The organism is Sulfitobacter sp. W002 (assembly GCF_025142135.1).
Classification (GTDB): Bacteria; Pseudomonadota; Alphaproteobacteria; order Rhodobacterales; family Rhodobacteraceae; genus Sulfitobacter; species Sulfitobacter profundi.
The window spans coordinates 1,541,017-1,563,406 of the sequence record NZ_CP081126.1; the positions used below are offsets into that span (position 1 = coordinate 1,541,017).

General features: G+C 60.7%; 31 protein-coding genes and 1 tRNA gene. 14 read left to right on the forward strand and 18 right to left on the reverse strand.

Annotated features, from left to right (window positions below):
• Window positions 1–2 precede the first annotated feature (2 nt).
• From K3758_RS07555 to K3758_RS07585, 7 genes are all read right to left on the reverse strand, one after another.
• Complete coding sequence (locus tag K3758_RS07555) at window positions 3–536, reverse strand: hypothetical protein (protein ID WP_259949481.1); 534 nt, start codon at window positions 534–536, stop codon at window positions 3–5.
• Window positions 537–539: 3 nt separating this feature from the next.
• Window positions 540–920: a hypothetical protein gene (locus K3758_RS07560; RefSeq protein WP_259949482.1), complete on the reverse strand. Its 381-nt coding sequence runs from the start codon at window positions 918–920 to the stop codon at window positions 540–542.
• Window positions 921–950: 30 nt separating this feature from the next.
• Entirely contained in the window at window positions 951–1,295 is a 345-nt protein-coding gene (locus K3758_RS07565) for a hypothetical protein (protein ID WP_259949483.1), read from the reverse strand.
• 4 nt (window positions 1,296–1,299) lie between these two features.
• Entirely contained in the window at window positions 1,300–3,087 is a 1,788-nt protein-coding gene (locus tag K3758_RS07570; protein WP_259949484.1) for a hypothetical protein, read from the reverse strand.
• 205 nt (window positions 3,088–3,292) lie between these two features.
• The gene (locus K3758_RS07575; RefSeq protein WP_259949487.1) at window positions 3,293–3,961 is read right to left on the reverse strand and encodes a hypothetical protein; all 669 of its coding nucleotides are present in this window, start codon (window positions 3,959–3,961) and stop codon (window positions 3,293–3,295) included.
• A 443-nt stretch (window positions 3,962–4,404) separates the two neighbouring features.
• Window positions 4,405–6,378 (reverse strand): hypothetical protein, encoded by a 1,974-nt coding sequence (locus K3758_RS07580; protein ID WP_259949490.1) that lies wholly within the window; start codon window positions 6,376–6,378, stop codon window positions 4,405–4,407.
• A complete protein-coding gene (locus K3758_RS07585; RefSeq protein ID WP_259949491.1) occupies window positions 6,375–6,659 on the reverse strand; it encodes a hypothetical protein in 285 nt (94 codons plus the stop codon). The genes K3758_RS07580 and K3758_RS07585 overlap by 4 nt, the downstream gene beginning before the upstream one ends.
• 11 nt (window positions 6,660–6,670) lie before the next feature.
• Here K3758_RS07585 and K3758_RS07590 point away from each other — a divergent pair, with 11 nt between their 5' ends.
• Window positions 6,671–6,826, forward strand: a complete 156-nt coding sequence (locus K3758_RS07590; RefSeq protein WP_259949493.1) for a hypothetical protein — start codon at window positions 6,671–6,673, stop codon at window positions 6,824–6,826.
• Window positions 6,827–6,870: 44 nt separating this feature from the next.
• Here K3758_RS07590 and K3758_RS07595 read toward each other — a convergent pair whose 3' ends face one another.
• The 7 genes from K3758_RS07595 to K3758_RS07625 form a co-directional block, all read right to left on the reverse strand.
• Window positions 6,871–7,089: a hypothetical protein gene (locus tag K3758_RS07595; protein WP_259949494.1), complete on the reverse strand. Its 219-nt coding sequence runs from the start codon at window positions 7,087–7,089 to the stop codon at window positions 6,871–6,873.
• A complete protein-coding gene (locus tag K3758_RS07600) occupies window positions 7,086–8,207 on the reverse strand; it encodes a toprim domain-containing protein (protein ID WP_259949496.1) in 1,122 nt (373 codons plus the stop codon). The genes K3758_RS07595 and K3758_RS07600 overlap by 4 nt, the downstream gene beginning before the upstream one ends.
• A 44-nt stretch (window positions 8,208–8,251) precedes the next feature.
• Window positions 8,252–8,464 (reverse strand): hypothetical protein, encoded by a 213-nt coding sequence (locus K3758_RS07605; protein WP_259949498.1) that lies wholly within the window; start codon window positions 8,462–8,464, stop codon window positions 8,252–8,254.
• A 17-nt stretch (window positions 8,465–8,481) separates the two neighbouring features.
• Window positions 8,482–9,204 (reverse strand): hypothetical protein, encoded by a 723-nt coding sequence (locus K3758_RS07610; protein WP_259949514.1) that lies wholly within the window; start codon window positions 9,202–9,204, stop codon window positions 8,482–8,484.
• Window positions 9,201–9,539 carry a hypothetical protein gene (locus tag K3758_RS07615; RefSeq protein WP_259949515.1) on the reverse strand — a complete coding sequence of 113 codons (339 nt, stop codon included), beginning with the start codon at window positions 9,537–9,539 and terminating at the stop codon, window positions 9,201–9,203. Before K3758_RS07615 ends, K3758_RS07610 begins: the two co-directional genes overlap by 4 nt.
• Window positions 9,532–9,825 carry a hypothetical protein gene (locus K3758_RS07620; protein WP_259949517.1) on the reverse strand — a complete coding sequence of 98 codons (294 nt, stop codon included), beginning with the start codon at window positions 9,823–9,825 and terminating at the stop codon, window positions 9,532–9,534. Before K3758_RS07620 ends, K3758_RS07615 begins: the two co-directional genes overlap by 8 nt.
• Window positions 9,826–9,972: 147 nt before the next feature.
• Window positions 9,973–10,260 carry a hypothetical protein gene (locus K3758_RS07625; protein ID WP_259949519.1) on the reverse strand — a complete coding sequence of 96 codons (288 nt, stop codon included), beginning with the start codon at window positions 10,258–10,260 and terminating at the stop codon, window positions 9,973–9,975.
• Window positions 10,261–10,356: 96 nt separating this feature from the next.
• Here K3758_RS07625 and K3758_RS07630 point away from each other — a divergent pair, with 96 nt between their 5' ends.
• From K3758_RS07630 to K3758_RS07660, 7 genes are all read left to right on the forward strand, one after another.
• Window positions 10,357–10,974 (forward strand): helix-turn-helix domain-containing protein, encoded by a 618-nt coding sequence (locus tag K3758_RS07630; protein ID WP_259949521.1) that lies wholly within the window; start codon window positions 10,357–10,359, stop codon window positions 10,972–10,974.
• A gap of 102 nt (window positions 10,975–11,076) precedes the next feature.
• The gene (locus tag K3758_RS07635) at window positions 11,077–11,340 is read left to right on the forward strand and encodes a hypothetical protein (RefSeq protein WP_259949523.1); all 264 of its coding nucleotides are present in this window, start codon (window positions 11,077–11,079) and stop codon (window positions 11,338–11,340) included.
• Complete coding sequence (locus K3758_RS07640; RefSeq protein ID WP_259949528.1) at window positions 11,333–11,563, forward strand: hypothetical protein; 231 nt, start codon at window positions 11,333–11,335, stop codon at window positions 11,561–11,563. Before K3758_RS07635 ends, K3758_RS07640 begins: the two co-directional genes overlap by 8 nt.
• A 100-nt stretch (window positions 11,564–11,663) precedes the next feature.
• Entirely contained in the window at window positions 11,664–11,849 is a 186-nt protein-coding gene (locus K3758_RS07645; RefSeq protein WP_259949544.1) for a hypothetical protein, read from the forward strand.
• Entirely contained in the window at window positions 11,846–12,097 is a 252-nt protein-coding gene (locus K3758_RS07650; RefSeq protein ID WP_259949545.1) for a hypothetical protein, read from the forward strand. The genes K3758_RS07645 and K3758_RS07650 overlap by 4 nt, the downstream gene beginning before the upstream one ends.
• Window positions 12,094–13,260, forward strand: coding sequence for a hypothetical protein (locus K3758_RS07655; RefSeq protein ID WP_259949547.1), 1,167 nt, complete (start codon window positions 12,094–12,096; stop codon window positions 13,258–13,260). Before K3758_RS07650 ends, K3758_RS07655 begins: the two co-directional genes overlap by 4 nt.
• On the forward strand, window positions 13,257–13,532 hold the full coding sequence (locus tag K3758_RS07660; RefSeq protein ID WP_259949549.1) for a hypothetical protein: 276 nt from the start codon (window positions 13,257–13,259) through the stop codon (window positions 13,530–13,532). Before K3758_RS07655 ends, K3758_RS07660 begins: the two co-directional genes overlap by 4 nt.
• Before the next feature lie 345 nt (window positions 13,533–13,877).
• On the opposite strand, the gene K3758_RS07665 is transcribed toward K3758_RS07660, so the two are convergent.
• Window positions 13,878–13,953: transfer RNA gene (locus K3758_RS07665), tRNA-Thr, on the reverse strand.
• 127 nt (window positions 13,954–14,080) lie between these two features.
• Between K3758_RS07665 and K3758_RS07670 the strand changes: the two genes are divergently transcribed.
• Entirely contained in the window at window positions 14,081–14,956 is an 876-nt protein-coding gene (locus tag K3758_RS07670; RefSeq protein WP_259949551.1) for a hypothetical protein, read from the forward strand.
• On the opposite strand, the gene K3758_RS07675 is transcribed toward K3758_RS07670, so the two are convergent.
• Both K3758_RS07675 and K3758_RS07680 read right to left on the reverse strand, forming a co-directional pair.
• Window positions 14,953–16,359 carry a pyridoxal-dependent decarboxylase gene (locus K3758_RS07675; RefSeq protein ID WP_259949552.1) on the reverse strand — a complete coding sequence of 469 codons (1,407 nt, stop codon included), beginning with the start codon at window positions 16,357–16,359 and terminating at the stop codon, window positions 14,953–14,955. The two genes, K3758_RS07670 and K3758_RS07675, sit on opposite strands and share 4 nt — an antisense overlap.
• Complete coding sequence (locus K3758_RS07680; RefSeq protein WP_259949553.1) at window positions 16,356–16,553, reverse strand: hypothetical protein; 198 nt, start codon at window positions 16,551–16,553, stop codon at window positions 16,356–16,358. The genes K3758_RS07675 and K3758_RS07680 overlap by 4 nt, the downstream gene beginning before the upstream one ends.
• Here K3758_RS07680 and hpaR point away from each other — a divergent pair.
• Window positions 16,546–17,016: a homoprotocatechuate degradation operon regulator HpaR gene (gene hpaR / locus K3758_RS07685; protein WP_236627358.1), complete on the forward strand. Its 471-nt coding sequence runs from the start codon at window positions 16,546–16,548 to the stop codon at window positions 17,014–17,016. The genes K3758_RS07680 and hpaR overlap by 8 nt on opposite strands.
• A gap of 12 nt (window positions 17,017–17,028) precedes the next feature.
• Here the strand turns inward: hpaR and K3758_RS07690 are convergent, their stop codons facing one another.
• The gene (locus K3758_RS07690) at window positions 17,029–17,907 is read right to left on the reverse strand and encodes a 2-dehydro-3-deoxygalactonokinase (protein WP_259949556.1); all 879 of its coding nucleotides are present in this window, start codon (window positions 17,905–17,907) and stop codon (window positions 17,029–17,031) included.
• Window positions 17,908–18,088: 181 nt separating this feature from the next.
• Here K3758_RS07690 and K3758_RS07695 point away from each other — a divergent pair, with 181 nt between their 5' ends.
• Genes K3758_RS07695 through K3758_RS07710 form a run of 4 tightly spaced genes read left to right on the forward strand, consistent with a single transcriptional unit; the run spans window position 18,089 to window position 22,356 of the window.
• Complete coding sequence (locus K3758_RS07695; RefSeq protein WP_259949557.1) at window positions 18,089–20,380, forward strand: bifunctional salicylyl-CoA 5-hydroxylase/oxidoreductase; 2,292 nt, start codon at window positions 18,089–18,091, stop codon at window positions 20,378–20,380.
• Complete coding sequence (locus K3758_RS07700; RefSeq protein ID WP_259949560.1) at window positions 20,377–21,108, forward strand: SDR family NAD(P)-dependent oxidoreductase; 732 nt, start codon at window positions 20,377–20,379, stop codon at window positions 21,106–21,108. Before K3758_RS07695 ends, K3758_RS07700 begins: the two co-directional genes overlap by 4 nt.
• Entirely contained in the window at window positions 21,105–21,566 is a 462-nt protein-coding gene (locus K3758_RS07705) for a MarR family winged helix-turn-helix transcriptional regulator (RefSeq protein WP_259949562.1), read from the forward strand. Before K3758_RS07700 ends, K3758_RS07705 begins: the two co-directional genes overlap by 4 nt.
• Entirely contained in the window at window positions 21,556–22,356 is an 801-nt protein-coding gene (locus K3758_RS07710) for an enoyl-CoA hydratase family protein (protein ID WP_259949563.1), read from the forward strand. Before K3758_RS07705 ends, K3758_RS07710 begins: the two co-directional genes overlap by 11 nt.
• Window positions 22,357–22,390: the final 34 nt, after the last annotated feature.

The window sequence follows — 22,390 nt, forward strand, 5'->3', positions numbered from 1 at the left end:
GTTCAGGTTTCCTTCTCGGGGGTGGGGTGGGTCCAGGCGAATTGGCTAAACATGGTGGCGGCTGTCCCGCCGAAACCGGGCATGTCTGTTTCGTGGGCAAAGCCACAGGCGCGCAGGAACTGCGCTGCACGGGGGTGACCCGCCCAACTGCGCGCTTCGATGCGGTAGATGCCGTTATCGGCGCAGAAGACAGGCATCTGCGCACGGATGTGCCGGGCAGCACTGATCAGCGCACCACGGAACTTCTTATGGTCGCGGGCGAGGAGTGCCGCCTGCGCCACGCCGGCCTGGCCGGTGTTTGAAAGCCCGAGAACGGCAAAAGGTCGCGGCGCGGCTTCGGAACCGGTGCTGAGCACCAAAGACACCACCCGTGCTGGCTCGATCGAGCGCCAATCAGCGAACAATTCGAGATGCGAGATCGGGCGACCGCGCATCTGCTCGGCCTCGATGTGATCCATCACGTCCAACCGCGACAGCACGTTCATAGCCGCATGGTCGCTGTAAGGCTGGATCAGCACGGGTGGTGTGGCTCTCATTGCTTACGCTGCCTTCAGCAAGGCGCGCCGTGCGGCGTTGGCCCAGTTTTCCAAGGTCTGGTCGGGACCAGCACGCAGACGACAGGAAACACCTGCCATCGTCATCTTGGGGGCAGTGGTCTCGTCCCCTTCAGCCATCTGCATACCTTCTTCCTGCTCAAACCGGTGGACCAGTTCCATGATCCGGTGGCCGTGGCGATTTTCGATTTGATCGATCAGGTCTTTGACGCGCTGTTTGTCGATCTGCACCGGCTCGTCGGTCGGTTCTGCCTCGGTCGCAGCTTTTTCGTCAGGTGCCTTCTTCTCCTCGGCAGCCTTTTCATCAGCCGCTTTCTTTTCTTCGTCGGCTTTGGCTTCGGTTGCCTTTTGGTCTGTCTTGCTCATGGTATCAGTCTCCATTGGTCAGGTTGATGATCAGTTTGCCGCGATCGGGCTGGCCCAGATGAGGCCCAGACAGAACAGCAGCAGGGATATTGCGACTGGCAGGACCATTACGGCCAGCAGCAAAAGCGGGTGGAGCTGATAGCCCCAGAAAGGATAGACGCTGCGCATCTGCGCGATCACGTAGGAGACCAGCGCTGCAATCCACGCGAACAGAAAGCCGCCCAAGAATGTCGATAGTGGCGCTCCGATTAAGATCATCCCAATGGCAGCGCCCCCATTGAGCAGCGCCAGCAACATGATGCTCTGCACCCCGAGGTTGCGCAGCACGTCGGCCGCGTGCTGTTTTGCCAAGTGGCGGGTAAATTCGTCTTCCATGACTTCAGGCTCCATAGGGGTTGGTGATGTCCCAACCGGTTTGCAGGCCGCCGGTATGCCCCGACAGGGGCGGCCCTCCGTTGTGGCCCAGCTGGCCACGTCTGTCGGTGTCGGGCATTTTCTTGGCGTAGGGGCTGGTGCCATCTGCCTGGTGTTCGCTCAGCAGGAGGTACTGAAGCCCGTCATGCACGTTGGCCTCGGTAAAGCTCTTGTCGGGTACCTTGCGCTTGTCGCCGCTCTTGTTGGTCTCTTCGGTCCAGACGTAGCGGGCCGCAAAACCACGGATCAGGAACTTGCATGAGGGGTCGATCAGCAAACCGGGCTCACCGCGCGTCAGAGGGGCTTCCAGCGCCGCGCGGACCGCTTCCAAGCGCGGTGTGATGCGGTTGGTGCCGATCCGCTGAGGCCGGATATAGAAACCAGCTGCTTTGCCGACCATCAGGTTCCAGGTTGCGTTCTCGTCAGCCGCCTGGGAGGCACCGTGTTCGCCCGCCATGTCGCCCCAGCCCGCTTCGACACGGAACCCGTTGAACCGGTCATCGAGAAGATCTGCGAGGCGATTGCCAAAAACCGCCGCCATCAGCCGTTCTTCGGGGAAGTGCAGCTCGGCGTAGATGCGCCAACGGTAATCCTCAAGGCATTGCGCGATCACAGCTGCGCCCTTGAAGCCCTGATCGAGGCCGATGCGTAGGGGAACGCCCTGGACAGGCTGCAACGGGGTGTCGCTCACGTGCACACGCCGGCTGAACTCGCGCTTCCAGACCGGATCGCCCACGCGCAGGTAGGTCACTTTGTTGTAGACCAGCCGATCAACCATATCCCCACGCCCAGCAAGGCGCTGTGTCGCGATTTGGCGCTGGTAGTAGGTCGGCGAGAGGTTCTGCATATTCTCACAGCCGTCCATCCCGTAGCCCGGCTGGTTGTAGAACTTGATCTCGATCTGCTTCGCGCCCTCCGGTAGATCTGCGGATAACGCATCCAGCAGCAGCCGACGCTTCTCTTCGTCGTGGAAGACCTCGAAGGTCCAATTGTCCTCATCCGGCGCGTTGAAGTCCCCGACAATCTGGCCGTAACCGCGCAGATGGATCGGCAGCCCTTCAAAATGCTGACGGGCGGGCCAGCGGTCGATCCGGCCAATGCCAACGGTCAGGATTTCCACCGGCATGGTATCGCTTTCGTTGAGCACGATATCGGTGGTCTGCACCCCGCGCATCGAGGCGACGATGTCGTCACCAAACGCCATGAACTCAGCGACGAACTCGATCGGCCCATGATCATCTTCGAAGTGGATTATGTGGGTCACCGGGTCGCCCCGGCCGCCTGACCACTTGCCGAGCTCCTTTGGAAAGGTTTCTAGATAGGATGGGATCGAGGTCGACCAAAGCTGGCGATAGGTCTCACGGATGAAGAGCACCTTGTAGCGCCGCACACCGTCGATTGTGGACCGTGGCATCTCGATCGCGCGGCGCAGGCGCGATTTCATCAGCGTGGTGGTCTTGCCCGAGCCCACCGGGCCTTGGATGCCGCAGACATCGGCATTGGACCAGTAGAACTCCTCGGAAATCGGCCCGGGAAAAGTGACCGTCTCGACATCCGGCAGGTTGCCAGTGGCGAATTCGCCCTCTAGGCTTTCAATTGCCTCTTTCGCCGACTGCCCTGCCAGGGCGTCAATCTGTTCATCTGTCAGTCCGAGCTTTGCACCCGAAATAGGTGCATTCCCCCCAACCCCTTCATGGGCAGGGGAACAAGTTCTCCCCCAACCCCATCCATCAAATCCAACAATCGCGCTCATTTTGAAATCTCCGGAAGGGCCAAAAGGCTGAATAGGGTCGGAGACAGGGCCATAGAGACAGAGCGCGGGACCTCCCCCCCGGGGGTCTTGGCGGTCGAGCCCAGCAGCGCGAGACCCTTGCAGATCGCACCAGCTGGAGCGCTGTCCAAATGATTTTCAATCAGTGAGACATGCACCGCTTTTCCCTTTTGTTTCAATGCGTTGTTCATTCCGTCCGACTTTCATCATCCGAAGCTGGATTGTCCGCTTCGGTAACCTCTTGTTTTTGCTGGTCTTTGTAGGCCACGTCCGCAGGCACCATCCGACCGCCCGATCGACCGCTGATCACGCGGGCATTGTCGCCCGGGTGGGCGGTGCTCGGGGCGGATGGGACATTGACGACGACCGACTGCTGGACGCTGACGTCCGGCGTGGCCTTGGGCGCGCCATAGGGCAGCAGGGCGTCGGCTGCGCGCAGCTGGATCGTGTAGAGCTGGATGAACGTCGACAGCCGCGTGCCAGCACCGGGCACGGCAGGCTTGGTGCCGCCACCCTTCACTTTCTGGGTTGCGCCGTCGAAGGCCCAGGCGAGCACCAGCTCGGCCCGCTCCATGGCTGCCATCACGGCATCGCCGCTCGATGCCAGCCCAGCCATCTGCGCCAGCACGTCTTCCGGCATCGAATAGCCCTGGGCGGCGAGCCAGTCGCGCATCTGATTGTTCACCTTGCCCTTGGCACCCTTCGGACGGCCGACCGGCTTGTCCTCGACCAGGTCAACCGCGCTGCCGCGCTCATCTGGGAGGAAGGTCAGCTGCTCACCAGCATCGCGAACCTTGTCCAGACGCTCAGCAGCGGTCCGAGCCATGACTTCGAAAGAATTCTTGGGCTTAGCCATGCTCAAAAACCCCTTTTTTATTATATAACAGGGGGTTAAGTGCTGCCCACAACGCTACCCACAACGGTTTTAGGCCCTTTTGGCCTAGCGTTGTGGGTAGCGTTGTGCCTCTTTCTCTATATATATCAATGTCATAAGGTTTAGTCACAACGCCACAACGGAAAAACGGAGTTGCTCTCGTACGCGCGCACGCGTGCGTGCACACACACGAGAGGGGTCCAGTTCGGCGTTGTGGCGTTGTGGGTAGAGGGTAACCCGCTGTAGTTAAACGTCTTTTGCCCACAACAGAGGGCACAACGCTGGGGTTTTCATTTTGTGCGCCGTTGTGCCCCTGACCCATGGTCTGCGGCACTCGTCGCGCGTAGATAATGGCATCCCAGCGGGTGCGGGGGAAGCGCAAAGAATGACGCGAATTCAAGTGGTTGATCACAGCGTTCAACATCTTAGCCCCAATCCTCGACGTCATGCTTGGAGACCGGTGTGCCCACAACGTCATCGGCGCGCTCACGGTCCATCGGGAAGCTGGTCAGGCCCGGGATCGACTTGATCGGCATCAGGTAGCCGCGTGATCGAATACCGGCCAAGGTGAGAGGGTGCGGGGTTGGTGTGGCACCCGGAACACGGGACGCTGATTGCTTCCAGACGCCACCGGCCCAGTCCGAGTTCCGGAACAGGTCCTTCAGCTGCTGAAGCTGCTGGTTGGCGATGAACAGCTGCGCCTCTTCGCCCGTTCCGCTGACCCGCAGGCCGACGCTGGCCAGCTGTGTGTTACACCGCTGCTGGGTGATGCGCAGGCTGCTGTGGCCCTCATCGTCCGGGTGTCGGAGCCCCTCTGGCGTGCCAGGCAGGCCAGCCGCGCCCATCACCCACTGGGCGATGTTGTACTGCTGACCTTTTCGGTAGGGATCATACTGCTGACCCATGAGGTGCAACAGCATGGCATCGGCATCGTTCACCGTGTCTTCGCGATCGGCGTTGGCGATGAAGGCGATCTTCTTCGCCCAGCTGGCCATGACATCTTCCGTCGCGATGTCTGCTTGGCTCGCCATATCCGCCATCGCGAGGACTGTGCCCCAGTTGTCGGCATCGCGGCCCATAACACCTTCATGCTCCAGTGCGTGACGCCACGCGGACATGCGGTCAGGCCAGCTGTCCCACCGATCGATCAGCAGCTTCTTCAGGCGCGCGCCGCGTGCCCGCCATGTGCGGGGCTGCAAGTTCAGCTTGGCCGCGCCCTTATCGAGCGGTTTCATCTCCAACCGGATCAGACGCTGGACGTCCTGTGTCTTCATCACACCGGGGATCAGGATGGAGCTGAAGAGGAAAGCTGAATAGACCTTGCCGCCCACGCCTGTCTGGTCGGCCGACCCGCGAAACCATTCTCCACCCGATGCCGCGACCCGCGCCAGAGCGATGATGTCCCGCTCCTTGGTCGATCGTTCATCGCCGGGCTCGAGCTCGTCGACGGCCACTGGCAAGCTCGATTGCCCGAGCTTGGATGTGATGCCGGACTTGGTGGCGTCGGTGGTCTGTACAAGGCCGTCGTCGCCGTGCAGCAGCTTGATCAGCTTCTGGAACTCAGACTTGCCTGATGCGGCCGGCGCAACCAACCAGAAGACTGGCCGCCAATCGAGAGCACCGCAAAGCATTTGCGTTGCGATCATGCCCAGAGATATGAACGGGTGCACATCCGGTACCGCCCAGTTCCAGGTCTCGATGGTTTTCAATATCTCGGGCACGGGGTCCGGGGCTTCATCAACCTCGTCAGGGTGCGGGATTGGGGGTTGTGCGGGATAGATATGCTTGCCCACCTTGCCGGGGCGCTTCTTCTCGCCGCGCACCAGCACCGCGTCACCGGCGTGATAGATCAGCCGGCCGTCGTCATCCGTCCAGGCGCCAACGCCGCGCACGTCGTTCAGCGGGTTAAAGACACCCAGCTCCGAGGTCGCCTCATACATCGCCATGCTGGCCTTGTAGGCGTCAAAGCGACCGGGTTTGCGCACCCAGCTGTCGCCCTTGTATTCCCACTGGGCGAAGTTGAAGCACAGCTTGGGGATCTGGTGGCCGAACAGCGACTGCATGAACTGGCCCTCCAGCTTCTTGGCTCCACGCATCTGGCCCAGCACATCGAGGAAGTAATGATGATCCCCACGCACGCCCAATGGCGTCACCGGGCAGCCATCGTAGATTTCTCCTTTGGGACGGCCGCGATAGCTGCGATCTCCGTCTTCCGGGGGCTGACCCGGCGGGGGAGGGGTATCGCCACCACCACCTGCACTGTCATCCGCCCGCGGGGCCTCCGGTGCATTGTCCAATGCATCGCGCAGCTCGTCTTTGGTGGGGCGGTTTGGGGCTTTGCGGTAGCTGGCGCGATCCTGATTGCCCAGCCACGCGTCGTTACTTGCCTGCTCTGTCACGTCTGTTGTGCCTCCAATTCATTGGCGACCGAGGCAACGCGATCGCAAAACTTGCGCCGGCGGGCGCTCTTCTTTTCTCCATAGGGGCCGGGTGCGAGGGTTCGGGACGCCTGCAAGGCCTTATCCAGCAAGCTCAATGCTGTGGCGTAGAACTGGCGATCGAGGACATCCTTCTCTTTGAAGTGCGGATGCAGCAGGCCGAGATGATCAATCCCGGCCCAGCTGCCGTGTCCAAAGGCGACGCCGTAGCGGCCGAGGCGGATTTCTGTGCGAAAATTCATGTTATCCGCCCATGATTTTTGAGCTGCTGCGCTTCGGCAACGTCAGCACATTTCAGAAGATCGGCCGCCACACGGCGTGCGGTCTCGGGCTGCATCGAGGCCGCCGCGAAACCATCGCCGCCAGCGTCGTTCATGACCAAGTGGATGGATTGGCAATCGCAGTCTGAACCGCAGTTCCCGATCTCCAAAGTGTCGGCTGCTAAGAGGGCGTTCATTGCATCACCCAGATGCAGCCTTTGGTTTCACAGGCCATGTGCAAATGCGCTTTAGAACCAGCCAAATAGGCTCGGATTTTCGACCCGCAAACTGGGCATTTTGTCCAGGCACGGGGCTTGTTCTTTTTCAACATTGCCGTGCGCATACAGAGCGCCAAATTTAAGGTTTCGCCGATCCGGTCGCGCGCATCGCTTTTGATTTCAGCTTGGGTCATCCGGCTTCCTTTCCTTGATCATGCCCTGCGGCCGAGGCGCGCAGAGCGTCGTTCAAATCCTTGCCGCCCCAGCGGTTCTGAAACAGCTTCACCCGGCGGCCGGCCTTTTGGTGCTGCGCGACGGCGCGCTCCAGCTGCTCGCGGGCGGTGTCGTTGTCATCGAGGTCGGCCACCAAGGTCAGATCAGTCACTGTGTCGGGCAGGGCGACGAAGCCGAGGTTCCCAAGGGAGATGGCCGCCAGAACGCGGGCTTCTGGCTTCAGCATCACGATCGACAGCGCGTCCTCGATGCCTTCGGCCATGAACAGATGCGTGCCCGCAGGCGCATGGCGCAGTCCGACAGGCTTGCCGCCACGGGGGCCAATGCCCTTCCAGATGTGGATCGCAGAGCCGTGGTATTCGCCCAGGACCTTTTTGGCGGCGGGCACCGGGGCCTTGTTCCACCGGCCCTGGGCATCGCGCGCCAGATAGGTGCGGTGGACGGCCACGTTTTCACCGCGCTGGTTCGTCGCCATCGCCACCATTGCAGGATAGCTGCCTTCGAACACTTCGCCGGTCTTTGGATCCTCGTGGTAGTAGCTGCACTCGGGCACAAAGCGCAGAACCCGCGGCTGGCGGCCTAGCGCGCGCAGATCGATGCAGCGTTGATCGCGCAGGTAGAACTCCACCGGCGTGTTGGCGATGCGCTCTTGTCCGCCGAGCCAGATTGCCTGCGCCTGGGCGCTTCGTGCCCGTTTCCGCGCTCGATCTTCTGCTTCTGCTTTGGATCGACGCACAGCAGCTTTGCGCGCTACTTCCTTGCGGCGGGCGATGTCTTCAGGGCTGTCTGACCGCAGGCCAAGAAAAGAACGGGCTTCGCGCACCGCCTGGGCGAGATCACAGTCCAGCGACAGGGCGATCAGATCGAGCACATCGCCATATCCTTTGCCGGGTACGCTGCCCACGGCATAGTCATTCCAGCGCCCCGCATCCGCTCCGGTCATGGTGACGCAGAAGCTCCCGACCGAGCGATCCGCGCGGCCGGGGTTCAGGGTAAAATACTTGCCGAATGCCGTGTAGGAGCCTTTGGCCGGCGGCGCATATTGCGCCACCACGCCGTCGAGCTGGTCCAGCAGCATGGATTTGATTTCATCCAGCGAGTATGTGGGGCGCTGTGACATGATCAGTCAGACCGCAGTTTGGCAAAAAGCGCACGACGTATGAACCACAAGCCGATGCGAACCATCGTCCAGCGATCAAAACACCAGCATATATCCAGTTCAGGGTTCAGATCATTGATGTGAAGCACATAGCGATATTCAGGATTTCCGCCCTGGTACTTCATTTCCAAGCGCGGGCCCTCCCGGCTCCACAAAACCCCATTGTTCTCTTTCATGGCTTTTCCCCTCGAGTTCAGATTTCGGCGCGCAGCTTCAGAACCCGGATGAGCCGGATCTGATGATCGATCGAGGTCGGGTTTGTGTTCAGCGCGCGCCAGCGGGTGATGATGGTCTCTTTGGTTTTTCCCAAGGCTTCTGCGACAGCGGCCGTGCCATCACCGCGGGCCATCCCCTGGACTAGGGAAAAGTCTCGCTTCGCTGTCCAAGCACCAGCGTAACCGAGAGCATTGAGGTGGGCATAGATTTCACGCTCGTCTGCTGAGAGGAGGCTGGTGTCGTGCGCAGGAGAAGGGGTGGCCGCGCCGGTTGCCGGTGGCGCGGCCTGGGCGGCTGCGTTTGCTGCTTTAGCTGCCTTTGGGGGGGCTTGTTTCGCAGCGGGCGCAGGCCCATCCTTAAGCAGAGGCGGTTTATCGCGTGCCGTATCCGATTTTTGGCTTTTCTGGGAAGATATTAAGCTTGCTATCGCAGGCGACTTTTCAGCCAGCTTATGATCCACGCGAGATGGTAAGGCGTCCTCGTCGGCAGGGTCTTCCTCGCCCGGCATTTGCAGATCAGCGGGCAATACGATGCGCAGATCTAGCATCACGCCTCGCGGTCCGCGTCGGACCACAGAGCTCACGCCGGCATTCTCGAGCTGAATGATTGTGTACTCGACGATTTCGATGATCCGCTCGCCCTGTTTGGCCAGTGCAGACATAGACGCCACCTGTTCCTTCCATTGGTCCAAAGCGGTCACGCTGCGCCCTCTTTCTGTTCTTGGAAAACTTCGTAGGATCGGCCTGCGCGCCATGCGGCGAACTTTGCAACGGAGGTGTTGGCATCGAGGTGCGCTCGGAACGAGAGTTCCCCGCTAAAATCGACAGACACGATGACCTGTTTTGCCGCGGCCACCATCGGCGCCACGATTGGATGATCTTCAGTGACCAACGGCAGGACATCGCGCAGGATTTCCATCCACATCTTCTGATTGGGCTGCGACACCACGCGCTCCGTCGCGAACCACGTGAGCGCAAAGGCCAGCGTTTGATCTGCCGCAGAAAAGCGTGCATCTATGCCTACTGGATCAGCCATAGATATCGGCCCTCCCGGCATCGACAGGTTCGTGCTGGACTAGCGTTCGGATCGCGTCGGTTAGTGCTAATCCGATCTGAACCAGGCGCTCCCTATCGAACCGACATTCCTCGTACTGGACGGCAAAGGTGGTAATGGCGCGAAACAGCGGCTCGTCAGAAGACATTGCTTCTTCGGCACGGGTCACGATGGCATCGACATCCTCGCGGCTTAGATCGTTGCAGCGCGCGCGCATGCCGATCGACAGAGCCTCGAGGCGAACGGACTTGCGTAGATTAAAGCCCATCACACAGCTCCGATAAAAAAGCGTGCAGACCGTCCGCGCCCACGGCGGTCTGCACGCAAGTCCGGATCGCGGCGCTCCTAGCGGCGCTGTACCTCATGGGCCAATAGCAATCCGGTTGTCCGGTAGGGATGAGATGCCGGGCAACTCTCATTCCGCTGCAATCTCTTGCGCGGACATATTCTCCAGCAATGCATCAATCTCGGCGTGGCTCGCGCCCCAGATCAGGTGCTCAGCGGTCAGTGGGATGCCGTGCCGCCTAGCGTATTTCAGCAGGCCGCGATTTACACGCGGCGGCATGTCGCCAGCGTCACGATATTTCGAAGCGCGCCGCCAGCCGTAACCGGCCTTTTCGCCCATACTGACGATCCGAGCCAATTCGCCAATGGGGGCGATCAGGCGTTCACATACTTCCAGTGGTGTAAGGTTGCTACTCATGACACGACATGTAGCTGCGGGACATATATCTTGGCAACTAAAAAATACAGAATTTGTATCGTGAAATTATAGTTGCGAGTAGCTACTTGCTGACAAATGGATGACAAGTGGTTCAAACAGCAGCAGAAACGCGTCGGTGCGACAGCCGAAGATATTGCGCAAAAAATGGGTCGCACGCGCGCGAACGTTTCGAATATCTATACCGGCCGTCAGAAAATGTCGCTGGAATGGGCTCGGGCATTTGCCGAAGTGTTACAGGTTCCTATCGACGAGGTCTTGAAGCGCGCGGGAGTGTTGAAGCCCGTTGAGGCGCGCCGGGTCACGCCCGAGTTTGCAGATAGTGATGCGGCACCCTGGGGCGACAAGAGCAATAGCAGAGATGGTGTGTACAACATCGCTGCTGCGTTGGGTGGCGCCAGGCCGGGTGTTGACGTTTGGCAAATAGAAAGGGGCGCGCTGAGCCTTATGGGCTATTTCCCTGGTGATATGATCTTGCTCGACACCCATCAATCAGAGCTCTGCAAGGCCGGCGATGTGGTGATCGCGCAGAAGTATGACGGCAAGACTGGTGCATCTCGGATGTTGCTTCGCAGGTACGAGCCCCCTGTCTTGGTTGCCGCAAGTCCTGAAGCAGCGGATCGCCGCGTGGATGTTGTGGACGGCTCCAATGTTCTTATAAGGGGCAAAATCATAGGTAGCTGGCGAGTTGTGTGACGGCCCACCTAAAATAAAAATATAGAAAAACTATAAAATTTAGTTGACAGTTGCGGGTATCAACTCCTAACTCTTGTGTGAAGACGTCACACAGGAGCTGACATGACACAGGTTGCCAACCTTCCCACGGTCCCGAATGCTATGGCTGGGCCGATCACCGACAAAATGCTCGAACAGGTCATCTGCGCCGGCACAACTGCGCAGAAGCACAGCGAGCTATCGGACGCCGATGCAGCGTTGCTCATCATCACCATCCCCCAGATTGCTACGGAGCTGCTTCATCGCCGTCGCGCCATGGGTGTCATCGCGGACATGACCCAACTCGACAACGTCACGTTCATAACTTCGGCCCGCGACAATGGCTGATCTTGCTGATCCTGCGGCCCTGATCCGATCGATGGCGCCCGAAGAGCGTCGCGGCTTTCTCTATGCCTGCGACGTCATGCACAGCTGGGCAGGGCAGATCGAAGAGAAGGCCCCGACGCTCCGGGGCGCTGATCTCGATATTCCGCTCAGCCTTCAGATGCAGAATTCAGCCCGCTTCGCGCAAGGGCTTGCCGACGCGATGAAGCGTCAGGCGTCTGCATAGACTTTCTGCCGGGGGTCGCCAGCGGGTCTGCTCGACCGCCCTCACAACCCACAAGCCCGACAGGCTGGCGACACTGTCCGGTAAACCATCAGGCAAAGACATGGAACTTATTCGAGACATTCTGGTAGCGATCGGTGGGGTGACCGTATTATCGGCCGCGCTGGCCGTTGTTCTTCTGCTGGTGCCACCGCGGCGCTCTCAGCCACGCAACCACCCAGAGGCGCAGGACGACTTCTCGGTTTCTTTGAAGCGCTGGTCCGATGTTCAGAAAAGGAAAGGGCAGTGATTTTCATAACCGCAAGTGATGTCGCGGCGCTTACAGGGTTCTCCGATGGCGCTGCATTCCTGCAAGCGCGGCCGCGTCTGGAGCGTGACCACGATTTCCCGTTGCCGATGCCGACCTGCTTGCGGCCGTTGAAGTGGCGCAAGGATGCGGTGACGTCGTGGGTTGACCTGCAATGCCGGCCGACTTCCGACGATCCCTTCGTGGGTGGCCCAAATGTGGTGCTGCTTGAGGAGGCGCGTCGGGCATGAGTGGCGCGGCACCCATCACAGACAAGATCGCCAGCCTGCGCCAGCGCCGTCGGGCCGATGGTGGGTGGCGAGTATGGTGGGAGCCAAATGCCTCCGCTCGGAAACTTGGTTTTCAGTCTGTTGAGCTCAATGGCGATCGGCCGACCTGGTCAGCCCGTGAGGCAAAGCGCCTGAACGATGATGTCGATCGGAAGCGGCGCGGTGACACGGCACCAGCGCGCGGTAGCGGCGGCAGGACGATTGATGCTCTGATTGCTGACTATCGGCATTCGGTGGCGTTCAAAGAGCTCTCCGATGCGACCCGGCGCAGCTACGCCATCAATTTGGCGGTGATCGAAACAAAGTGGGGTCCAAGAAACGTCGTGGACTTCTCCAAGCCGATCCTCCGCACTTGGTACGAGACCGTTTATTCCGCTTCAGGCCCCGCGCAAGCATTGGCCTTGATCCGCATGTTCTCGATCCTCATGAGCCACGCTGAAGTGCGAGGATGGCGCGCAGAAAATACCAACCCTTGTTTCAAACTGAAGATGAAGGCGGTGCGCAAACGACACCGCACGGCCAGCTGGGCGGAATTCGATGCTCTGGTCCAAGCCGCGCAGTCTTTGGGCTATCATGCTGTTGCTTGCGGAATTGTCCTGGCGACACTTCAGGCGCAACGTCAGACCGATGTCATAAACGCCAAGGTTGCTCATTTCCGCGAGGTCGATGTGGTCGGCATCGATGCGCCGGTGATGATCTGGGAGCTGATACGCTCCAAGCGCGAGAACTATGGCGTCATGCCCATCCACCCCGAGGCACAGCCCTACTTGCGGATGCAACTGCCCGTCGAAGGTGAAGATCGCACCTATCTGCTGATCGATGAAGCGACCGGACAACCCTATTCCGGCGATCTTTTCCGGAAACGTTGGGCCGCGATCCGCGCTCTGGCAACCAAGTCTGCACCAGGTCTAGCCAGTCTACAATTTCGGGATCTGCGTCGAACCTTCGGGGTTTGGTCCCGCGCCGGGGGCAGCACGAAAGAGGATGTCGGTGATGTCCTGGGCAACTCAGCCGCGCTCGATCCGCAGCTGGGCGAAATCTACATGCCACCCTCATTCCACACGGCCGCGCGTGCGGTGGCATCGATCCAGCGGCCAACTGAAACCAAGAGGAAAAAAGCATGACCCAAAAACAGGAAATGGGCAGGCTGGCGATGCGTGTCGAGGGCGATCTATGGGTCGCATACTACGCATTGCCAAAGACCATGGATGGCGCGTTGTTTTTGGGCTCGATCCAGATGGCGTTCGTCCAAGACGAGAGTGCGAAGCAGATTTTCATGGCGCTCATGCGCGATGCAGTGTCTCTTATTATCAAGGGACAGACTGGCGTCGATCCAGAGTGGCCTGATCCTTTCGGTAAACCATCTCCACAGCACGAACGTGGCGGGCGCGCTTGAGAACTATTTTCGGAGAAACCCATGTTTGATGTGATTGGATGCGGTGAAGGATGGCAGGTGCGCAAGAATGGCCGACCTGTAGGCAACGTCTACAAAACGGAAGAAAGAGCTTTTGCGCTCATTAATCGTCTGACGCGCGAAGAAAAGCTATCCGATCGACCTTGCATCACCTGCCGAACTGCATTCAAATCCGAAGGCCCACATCATCGCATGTGCCGGCCTTGCCGACAGCTGGCTACTGGGATGTTGGTAGTATGATTGGCGGCTGTCCGACTCGGACGGGTTCGGACGGTCGGACGGCCTAATTCAGACGAAGCGCCAATGGTCTGAATTTTAAGGATTAAGTGGTGCCCCCACACGGACTCGAACCGCGGACCTACTGATTACAAATCAGTTGCTCTACCAGCTGAGCTATAGGGGCACTGAGGGCTCATTTAGAGAAATGGCGCGGGGGGTGCAAGAGGGGAAATGAGAGTTTCTTTCGGATTTTACACGCGGCGCGAGACGGGCTATTCATCGCCAAGATTTTCAAGGTTGAGCGGAGTATCATGCAGCTCGTTTTGCACACAGGTGTTCATTTCACAGAAGACGAGCGGCTGCTGAAATGCCTGCTGCGCAATCAGGATGATTTTGCCAAAACCGGCGTCAAAGTGCCCGGGCCCAGCACCTATCGCAATCTGTTTCGCGATACGCTCAACGCGATGCATAAGGCAGAGCCTTCTGAGGTGGCGCGGGATGTTTTGCTTGATGCGATTCTCGATGAGGACGCAGCCAGCCGGGTGATCCTGTCGGATGCGAATTTCTTTCGCTCGCCCGCCACGGCCCTGCAAGAGGGGGTGCTCTATCCCGCCGCCGCGGTTCGGATGTTGCGCATGGCGCAACTGTTTCCCGAGGACGAGATTCGCATCTTTATGGCGATCCGAAACCCCGCGTCGCTGGTGCCGGTGCTCTATGACAAAGCGGCGGACAAGACTTCGGCGGCCTTCTGGGGGGGGCGGGGGCCGGAAGACCTGCGCTGGTCTGAGACGATTGCCCAATTGCGCGAAGCGGCACCGGGCATTCCGATCACGGTCTGGTGCAACGAAGACACGCCGCTGATCTGGGCGCAGATCATCCGCGAGATGGCCGGATTGGAGCCGGAGACAAAGATCAAAGGCGGCTTTGATCTGTTGCACGCCATCATGTCCGAAGAAGGGATGCGACGGTTCCGCGGCTATCTCGACACCCATCCAGAGATGTCCGAGGCGCAGAAACGGCGTGTGATCACGGCGTTTCTCGATAAATACGCGCTGGAAGAAGAGATCGAAGAAGAACTCGACATGCCCGGCTGGACCGAGGAATTGGTCGAGCGGATGACGGCGCTTTATGACGCGGATGTCGAAGTCATCCGCGCCATGCCGGGCGTCAGCCTGATCGCGCCTTAAGTGCCAGCGGCGGCCAATTCGGTGATCACATCATAGGCCATGGCCACATCCTCGGCCGTGGCGGTGAAGGCACCTGCCTGAAAGCGGATCACCAATGCCCCGTCGATACGGGTCTGGGTCAGGTAAATGCGACCATCGTCGTTGATGCGATTGAGCAGGTCTTGGTTATGCGCATCAAGGTCTGCGGTCGCGAGATGGCGGAAGGTGAAGAGCGAGAGCATCGGCTGGGTCACGACCTCAAAACCCTCCGTCGCCTCCAGCCGCGCGGCCAAGCCCTGTGCCCATGTCACATGGTTTCGGATCATTTCGCGCAGCCCGTCCAGCCCATGGGCGCGGATCAGAAACCATAGTTTCAGGGCGCGAAAGCGGCGGCCCAGTGGGACCGACCATTCGGAATAGTTCACGATCCCATCCGCGCCGTGGGTTTTCAGGTATTCCGGCTGGATCGCCAAAGTCCTGACCAAATCGTCGGGATTGCGCAGGAAATGGGTGGTGCAATCAAACTGCGCGCCGAGCCATTTATGCGGGTTCATGACCACGGAATCGGCCCGCTCGACCCCGGCCCAGAGGCTGCGGAACTCAGGGCAGATCATCGCCGATCCGGCCCAAGCGGCATCGACATGGGTATAAAGCCCCTCGGCCTCGGCCACATCCATCACGGCGGCGATGTCATCGCTGGCACCCGCGCTGGTGCCGCCGGTGCAGGCGATGATCCCCGCCGGCAGATGCCCCGCCGCGCGGTCGGCAGCGATGGCGGCGCGCAACGCATCGGCATCCATCGCGCGGGTTGGGCCGTGGGTAGGGATGCGCACAAGGTTCTCTTCGCCCAGCCCCGCAATCCAAATGGCGCGGTCGACCGAGGTGTGCACCTCGGCCGAGCAATAGACCCGCAGGCGCGGCTGGCCCGACAGACCTGCCTTGTTGCCCTGCCAATTCAATGCCCGCTCCCGCATCGTCAGCACGGCGCAAAGCGTGGCGGAACTGGCGCTGTCTTGGATCACCCCGGTGAACCCATCGGGCAGACCGATCGCTTGGCGCATCCAATCGCAGACGCGGGTTTCCAGCTCTGTCGCCGCCGGAGAGGTTTGCCACAGCATACACTGCGCCGCGATGGCAGAGACGAAATATTCCGCCAGCACCGAGACAGGCGCGGCGTTGGCCGGGAAATACGCAAAGAACCGGGGGTGCTGCCAATGGGTCATGCCGGGCATGATGGTCTGCTCAAAATCGTCGAAAATCGCCTGCATCGCCTCGGCCCCCTCGGGCGGCGCATCGGGCAGGGCAGAGAGCACCGCGCCGGGCGCCACCTGTGCACGCACCGGACGGTCGCGCAGACCTGCGTGGTAATCTGCGGCCCAATCGGCCGCACGGCGGCCCCACTGGCGGAAATCCTCCCAGTTCATCCGCGGCTCCTGTCGTTTTGAATTCTGGTTGTCATCCGCATTTCCTGCCCCATGTTGTTGTATTGTCTCACTGTTGTTCCGCGCGGCTTGGCCTCTTCAAGAATGATGCCGCAGCGGTTATGGTGATCGTCACGCCCTTTTGGGCGCTCTTTGACTTGGTAAGTAGCGATCAGGAAACCGTCAAGAATGGCCACAATGCCCCCCCTGCGCCGCACTGCCCGCTCCCTTCCGATTGCGCTATTGCGCGCGCGGGAAAGGGTGATGGGGCCGATCCGGGAAATCCTGAACGAAAGCGGCATCTCGGAACAGAAGTTTCGCGTTCTGCGCGTGGTCGAGGAATCCGGCCCGATGGAGCAGACAGCGCTGGCGCAGCAAGCCTGTCTGCTGTTGCCGAGCCTGACCCGCATGCTGCGCGCGATGGAGCAAGAAGGGCTGTTGAGCCGGGCCAGTGATCCCGACGACGGGCGCAAATCTATCGTCACGATCACCGATCAGGGCCAGCAGGTGCTGCAAGACCACGCGGGCGACGCCGCCGCGTTGTTTTCGGATTTCGAAGCCCGTTTCGGCAAGCAGCGGATGGAAGACCTGCTGGATATGCTCGAAGACCTCGTTAATCTGGACATGCAGAAAAAGACTGACGGGCCAAAGAAAGACTGACGCGTAGGGAGGTTAGCTCCCCTTTACTGCCCGCCGCACCGCGCAAATTCCGGCCAGCGCCATGCGGTTGCTCTCGGCCTCTGTCGCCGGGGCGCCCTGCTGGGTCAGGGCCCGCAGGTAAAGCTGCGCCGCGCCGCCCGTGCCGATCACCGCCAGCGTTTGCCCCAGCCAATAGGCCCGCGCCGCCGCAAGTTCCGCGCCGATCAGCGTGCCAGCCAACCGCGCCTCTGCCGTCGGCGGCGGGATATCCTTCAAAGCCAGATCAGCCCGGATGGAGGCCAAACGCCCCGCCAGCCGCTCGGGTCGCGACAGCCCATCGCTGAGCGCATCGTCAAAGGCCGTGTCGTCCAGCGCCGTGCCCTCGGCTGGGGTGCCATCGCCCAAAAGGTCCAGCAATTCCCCGGTCAGGAAAGTCTGAAAGCTCACCACTTCGCCCGCGCTGATCTGCGCCCAGACCGAAGTCGCGCCCGGCAAACAGATCACCCCGTCCCAGTCCTTATTGAGGCTCAGAAAACCCGCGATCCGTGTCTCGGCCCCTTGCAGCAGCCCGCTGGGGCTTTGCTGCCGCAGGGCGGGGATGACCTGAAGGTCGAAGTTTTCTGTGGGGAGAGGCGTCGCACCTTTGGCAGTGGCGGTGCAGGGCACCATGCGGGGTGCGGCGGCGGTCAGCCCTGCGGGCAGGCCTGCCACAAAGACCGGCAAACGCGACAATTGCCACGGCGCGGTGAGTGTCTTGAGCGTGGCGTCAAAGGCCGAGGCGCTGGTCAGGCCCGCCGGGTCGCACTCCGCCGTGGCGGTCTCCAGCGCCGATCCGCCCTGCATCGCCCAGACCTGCAACCGCGCGTCTTGGACCTCAACCGCCAGCCAGTCTGCTTTGCTTACATCGGTCATCGCACTGCCTCTCGTCGTGAATTTCCGTCTGGCATAGGCCCTGTGGGCTGCGGGTTCAATGCATCCGATGCCCTGTCAGCCGTGAGATCGCCCAATTACTTCAAGCCTAAAATATTTATCCTTGAACGAAAAAGCGACTCAGCCTAGGCTCCGTTCCAAAGCGAACCAGAGGGGAATTTCGATGCGTGCAATCTGTCTTGGCGGCGGTCCTGCGGGGCTGTACTTCGCGATTTCGCTGAAACTGCGCCAGCCCGAGGCCGATGTGACGGTGCTGGAACGCAACCGCGCCGATGATACCTTCGGCTGGGGCGTTGTGCTGTCGGATGAAACGCTGGATAATCTTGAGGTTAACGACCCCGTCTCGGCACGCGAAATCCGCAGCCATTTCGCCTATTGGGACGATATCGCCCTGCACCACAAGGGCAACGTGATCCACAGCACCGGCCATGGTTTCTGCGGTATTGGGCGCAAGCGGTTGCTGCTGATCTTGCAAGAGCGGGCGCGCGCGTTGGGCGTGAACCTGCAGTTCGAGACCGAGGTCAAGGATGCCTCCGAATACATGGACGACTACGATCTGGTGGTCGCTGCCGACGGGCTAAACTCCAAAACCCGGATGGAGTTCGAAGATACGTTTCAGCCCGACATTGACGTGCGCCGCTGCCCCTTTGTCTGGCTCGGCACGCATCAGAAATTCGACAACGCCTTTACCTTCATCTTTGAAAAGACTGACAAAGGCTGGATCTGGGTCCACGCCTATCAGTTCGACAAGGACACGGCGACTTTCATAGTCGAATGCAGCCAAGACACCTTTGACGCCTATGGATTTGGCGAAAAGGCCCAAGAAGAAACCATCGCGATCTGCGAAGAGATCTTTAAGGATCACTTGGACGGGCACAAACTGATGACCAACGCCAGCCACATCCGCGGTTCGGCCTGGATCAAGTTCCCCCGCGTGCTTTGTGAAAAGTGGAGCCACGAGAATGTCGTGCTTTTGGGCGATGCCTCGGCCACGGCGCATTTCTCGATCGGGTCGGGCACGAAACTGGCGTTGGAATCTGCGATCTCGCTGGCGAAACATGTTACCGACGACAAAGACCTGACCACGGCGTTCGAGAAATACGAAGAAGCCCGCCGCCTTGAGGTGCTGCGTCTGCAATCGGCGGCGCGCAACTCGGTCGAATGGTTCGAGGATGTTGAGCGTTACCTTGACCTCGACCCGGTGCAGTTGAACTATTCCATGCTGACCCGCAGCCAGCGGATCAGCCACGAAAACCTGCGCGAGCGTGACCCCAAGTGGCTGGAGGGGGCCGAGAAATGGTTCCTCGACCAAGCGGGTGCCGACAGCAATGGCCCCGTCCGCGCGCCGATGTTCGCGCCGTTCCAACTGCGTGACATGAAGCTCGAAAACCGCATCGTCGTCTCGCCGATGGCGCAGTACAAGGCCGTTGATGGCTGCCCGACCGACTGGCATTTCGTGCATTACGCCGAACGCGCCAAGGGCGGCGCGGGGCTGGTCTATACCGAGATGACCTGCGTCTCGCCCGAGGGCCGCATCACGCCGGGCTGTCCGGGCCTTTATGCGCCTGAGCACGAGGCCGCGTGGAAGCGCCTGACCGACTTCGTCCATGCCGAGACCGAAGCGAAGATTTGCTGCCAGATTGGCCACTCGGGCCGCAAGGGCTCCACCCAACTGGGGTGGGAAGAAATGGACGCGCCGCTCAAGGCGGGCAACTGGGACATCATCTCGGCTTCCGCGATCCCGTGGTCGGAAAACAATGCCCTGCCCAAAGCGGCGACACGCGAAGACATGGACGCGATCCGCGACGAATTCGTCGAAGCCACTCGCATGGCCGAGCGGGCCAACTTCGACATGGTCGAACTGCATGCCGCGCACGGCTACTTGATCTCGTCCTTCATCTCGCCGCTGTCGAACCAGCGCGAGGATGCCTATGGCGGCAGTCTTGAAAACCGCATGCGCTACCCGCTTGAGGTCTTCAAAGCGATGCGCGACGCATGGCCCGAAGGCAAGCCGATGGCGGTGCGCATCTCGGCCAACGACTGGGTCGAAGAAGACGGCGTGACCCCCGACGAAGCCGTTGAAATCGCCCGTATGTTCAGCGACGCGGGGGCCGATATCATCGACGTCTCGGCAGGCCAGACCTCGAAACAGGCCAAGCCCGTCTATGGCCGCATGTTCCAGACCCCGTTCAGCGACCGCATCCGCAACGATGGCGGCATCAAGACCATGGCCGTGGGCAACATCTATGAGGCCGACCACGTCAACTCGATTCTGATGGCGGGGCGTGCGGATCTGGTCTGCCTTGCCCGGCCACATCTGGCCGATCCTTATTGGACCCTGCACGCTGGTGCCGCCATCGGCGACCGCCATGCCGATTGGCCGCTGCCTTACGGCCCGGGCCGCGATCAGGCATGGCGTCTGGCAGACCGCGCGGCGGAGATGGAGAAAGTATGAGCCATATCGTCATCACCGGCGGCGGCACCGGCGTAGGGGCCGAGATCGCCCATGCGGTGGCCGGAACCGGCGCCAAGGTCACGATCATGGGCCGCCGCGAAGCACCGCTGCGCGAGCAGGGCCTGCCGTTTCAGACCTGCGACGTGACCGATGCGGATGCCGTACAAGCGGCCTTTGCCGCCGCCCGCGCGGAAAATGGCCCGATCACCGGCGTCATCGCCAATGCGGGGGCGGCGCATTCCGCACCTTTCCACAAGATCACCGCGCATGACATGAGCGATATGATGGCGGTGAACGTCACCGGCGTCTTCAACGTCTGGCAGGCCGCGCTGTCGGAGATGAAAGACGCCGGGCAGGGGCGTTTGATCGCCCTGGCCTCCACCGCGGGCCTCAAGGGCTATCCTTACGTTGCGGGCTATGTCGCAGCGAAACATGGGGTCGTGGGTTTGACCCGCGCGCTGGCGATGGAACTGGCGCGCACGGGCATCACCGTGAACGCAATCTGCCCCGGCTTCATCGACACGCCGCTCTTGGAACGCTCGGTCGAGAATATTACCGCCACCACCGGCAAAAGCGCCGAGGAGGCCCGCGCCTTGCTGAAACGCGCAAGCCCGCAGAACCGCTTTGTCGAAACCTCCGAGGTCGCCGGTGCTGTGCTCTACCTGCTGTCGGACGCCGCGGCTTCGGTCAACGGCCACGCGCTGGCGCTATCGGGGGGCGAAGTATGAGCGACGTGGCCAAGGATCGCGTGCGCCTCTGGCTGCGGCTGCTGAAAGTCGTGCGCGGATTGGAGCAGGAATTGCGCGATACTCTGCGGCGCGAGCACAATACGACGCTGCCGCGGTTCGATGTGATGTCGGCCCTCTCGCGCCATCCCGAAGGGCTGAAGATGAGCCAGCTTTCGGGCGTGCTGCGCGTGTCCAACGGCAATGTCACCGGCATCGCCGATCGTCTGAGCGAGGAGGGGCTGGTCGAACGGATCCCGGTCCCCGGCGACCGCCGCGCGATGATGCTGCGCTTGACGCCCGCGGGCTCGGCGCAATTTGCCCGCCAAGCGCAGGCGCATGAAGACTGGATCAACGAAAAACTGCGCGGGATCTCCTCCGAGGAAGCCCGCGCCATGGCGGCCCGCCTGCAGGCTTTCGCCGCCCAAACGGAAGAAAAGGAAAAAGCCAATGCGCAGTGATGTGAAGCATTTCCAATGTGAAATCAAAGACCGGATCGCCACCGTGCGGCTTGACCGGCCTGACCGCAAGAACCCGCTGACCTTCGACAGCTACGCCGAATTGCGCGACTGGTTCCGCGATCTGGTCTATGCCGATGATGTCGATGTGGTGATCTTTGGCTCCAATGGTGGTAACTTTAGCTCTGGCGGCGATGTGCATGATATCATTGGGCCTTTGACCCGCATGAATATGAAGGAACTGCTGCGTTTCACCCGCATGACCGGCGATTTGGTCAAGGCCATCGTGAACTGCGGCAAGCCGGTCATTGCCGCCGTCGATGGCGTCTGCGTGGGCGCGGGCGCGATCATTGCTATGGCCTCGGACCTGCGGCTGGCAACGGCAGAGGCCAAGACCGCCTTCCTTTTCACTCGCGTAGGCCTTGCGGGCTGCGACATGGGCGCCTGCGCGATCCTGCCGCGCATCATCGGCCAGACACGGGCGGCCGAACTGCTCTATACCGGGCGCGCAATGTCTGCCGAAGAAGGGGAACGCTGGGGTTTCTACAACCGGCTGGTGACAGGTGAGACGCTGGAAGATGAGGCGCTTAAACTGGCGCAGAAAATCCAAGCCGGCCCGAAGTTCGCGCATATGATGACCAAGACGATGCTGGCCCAAGAATGGGCGATGTCCATCGAACAAGCGATCGAAGCCGAGGCGCAAGCTCAGGCGATCTGCATGCAAACGGGCGATTTTGAACGCGCCTACAACGCCTTCGTCGCCAAAGAACGCCCAGTCTTCGAAGGGGACTGAGCCACGAATAGCCAAAAGATAAACACGCGGGGAG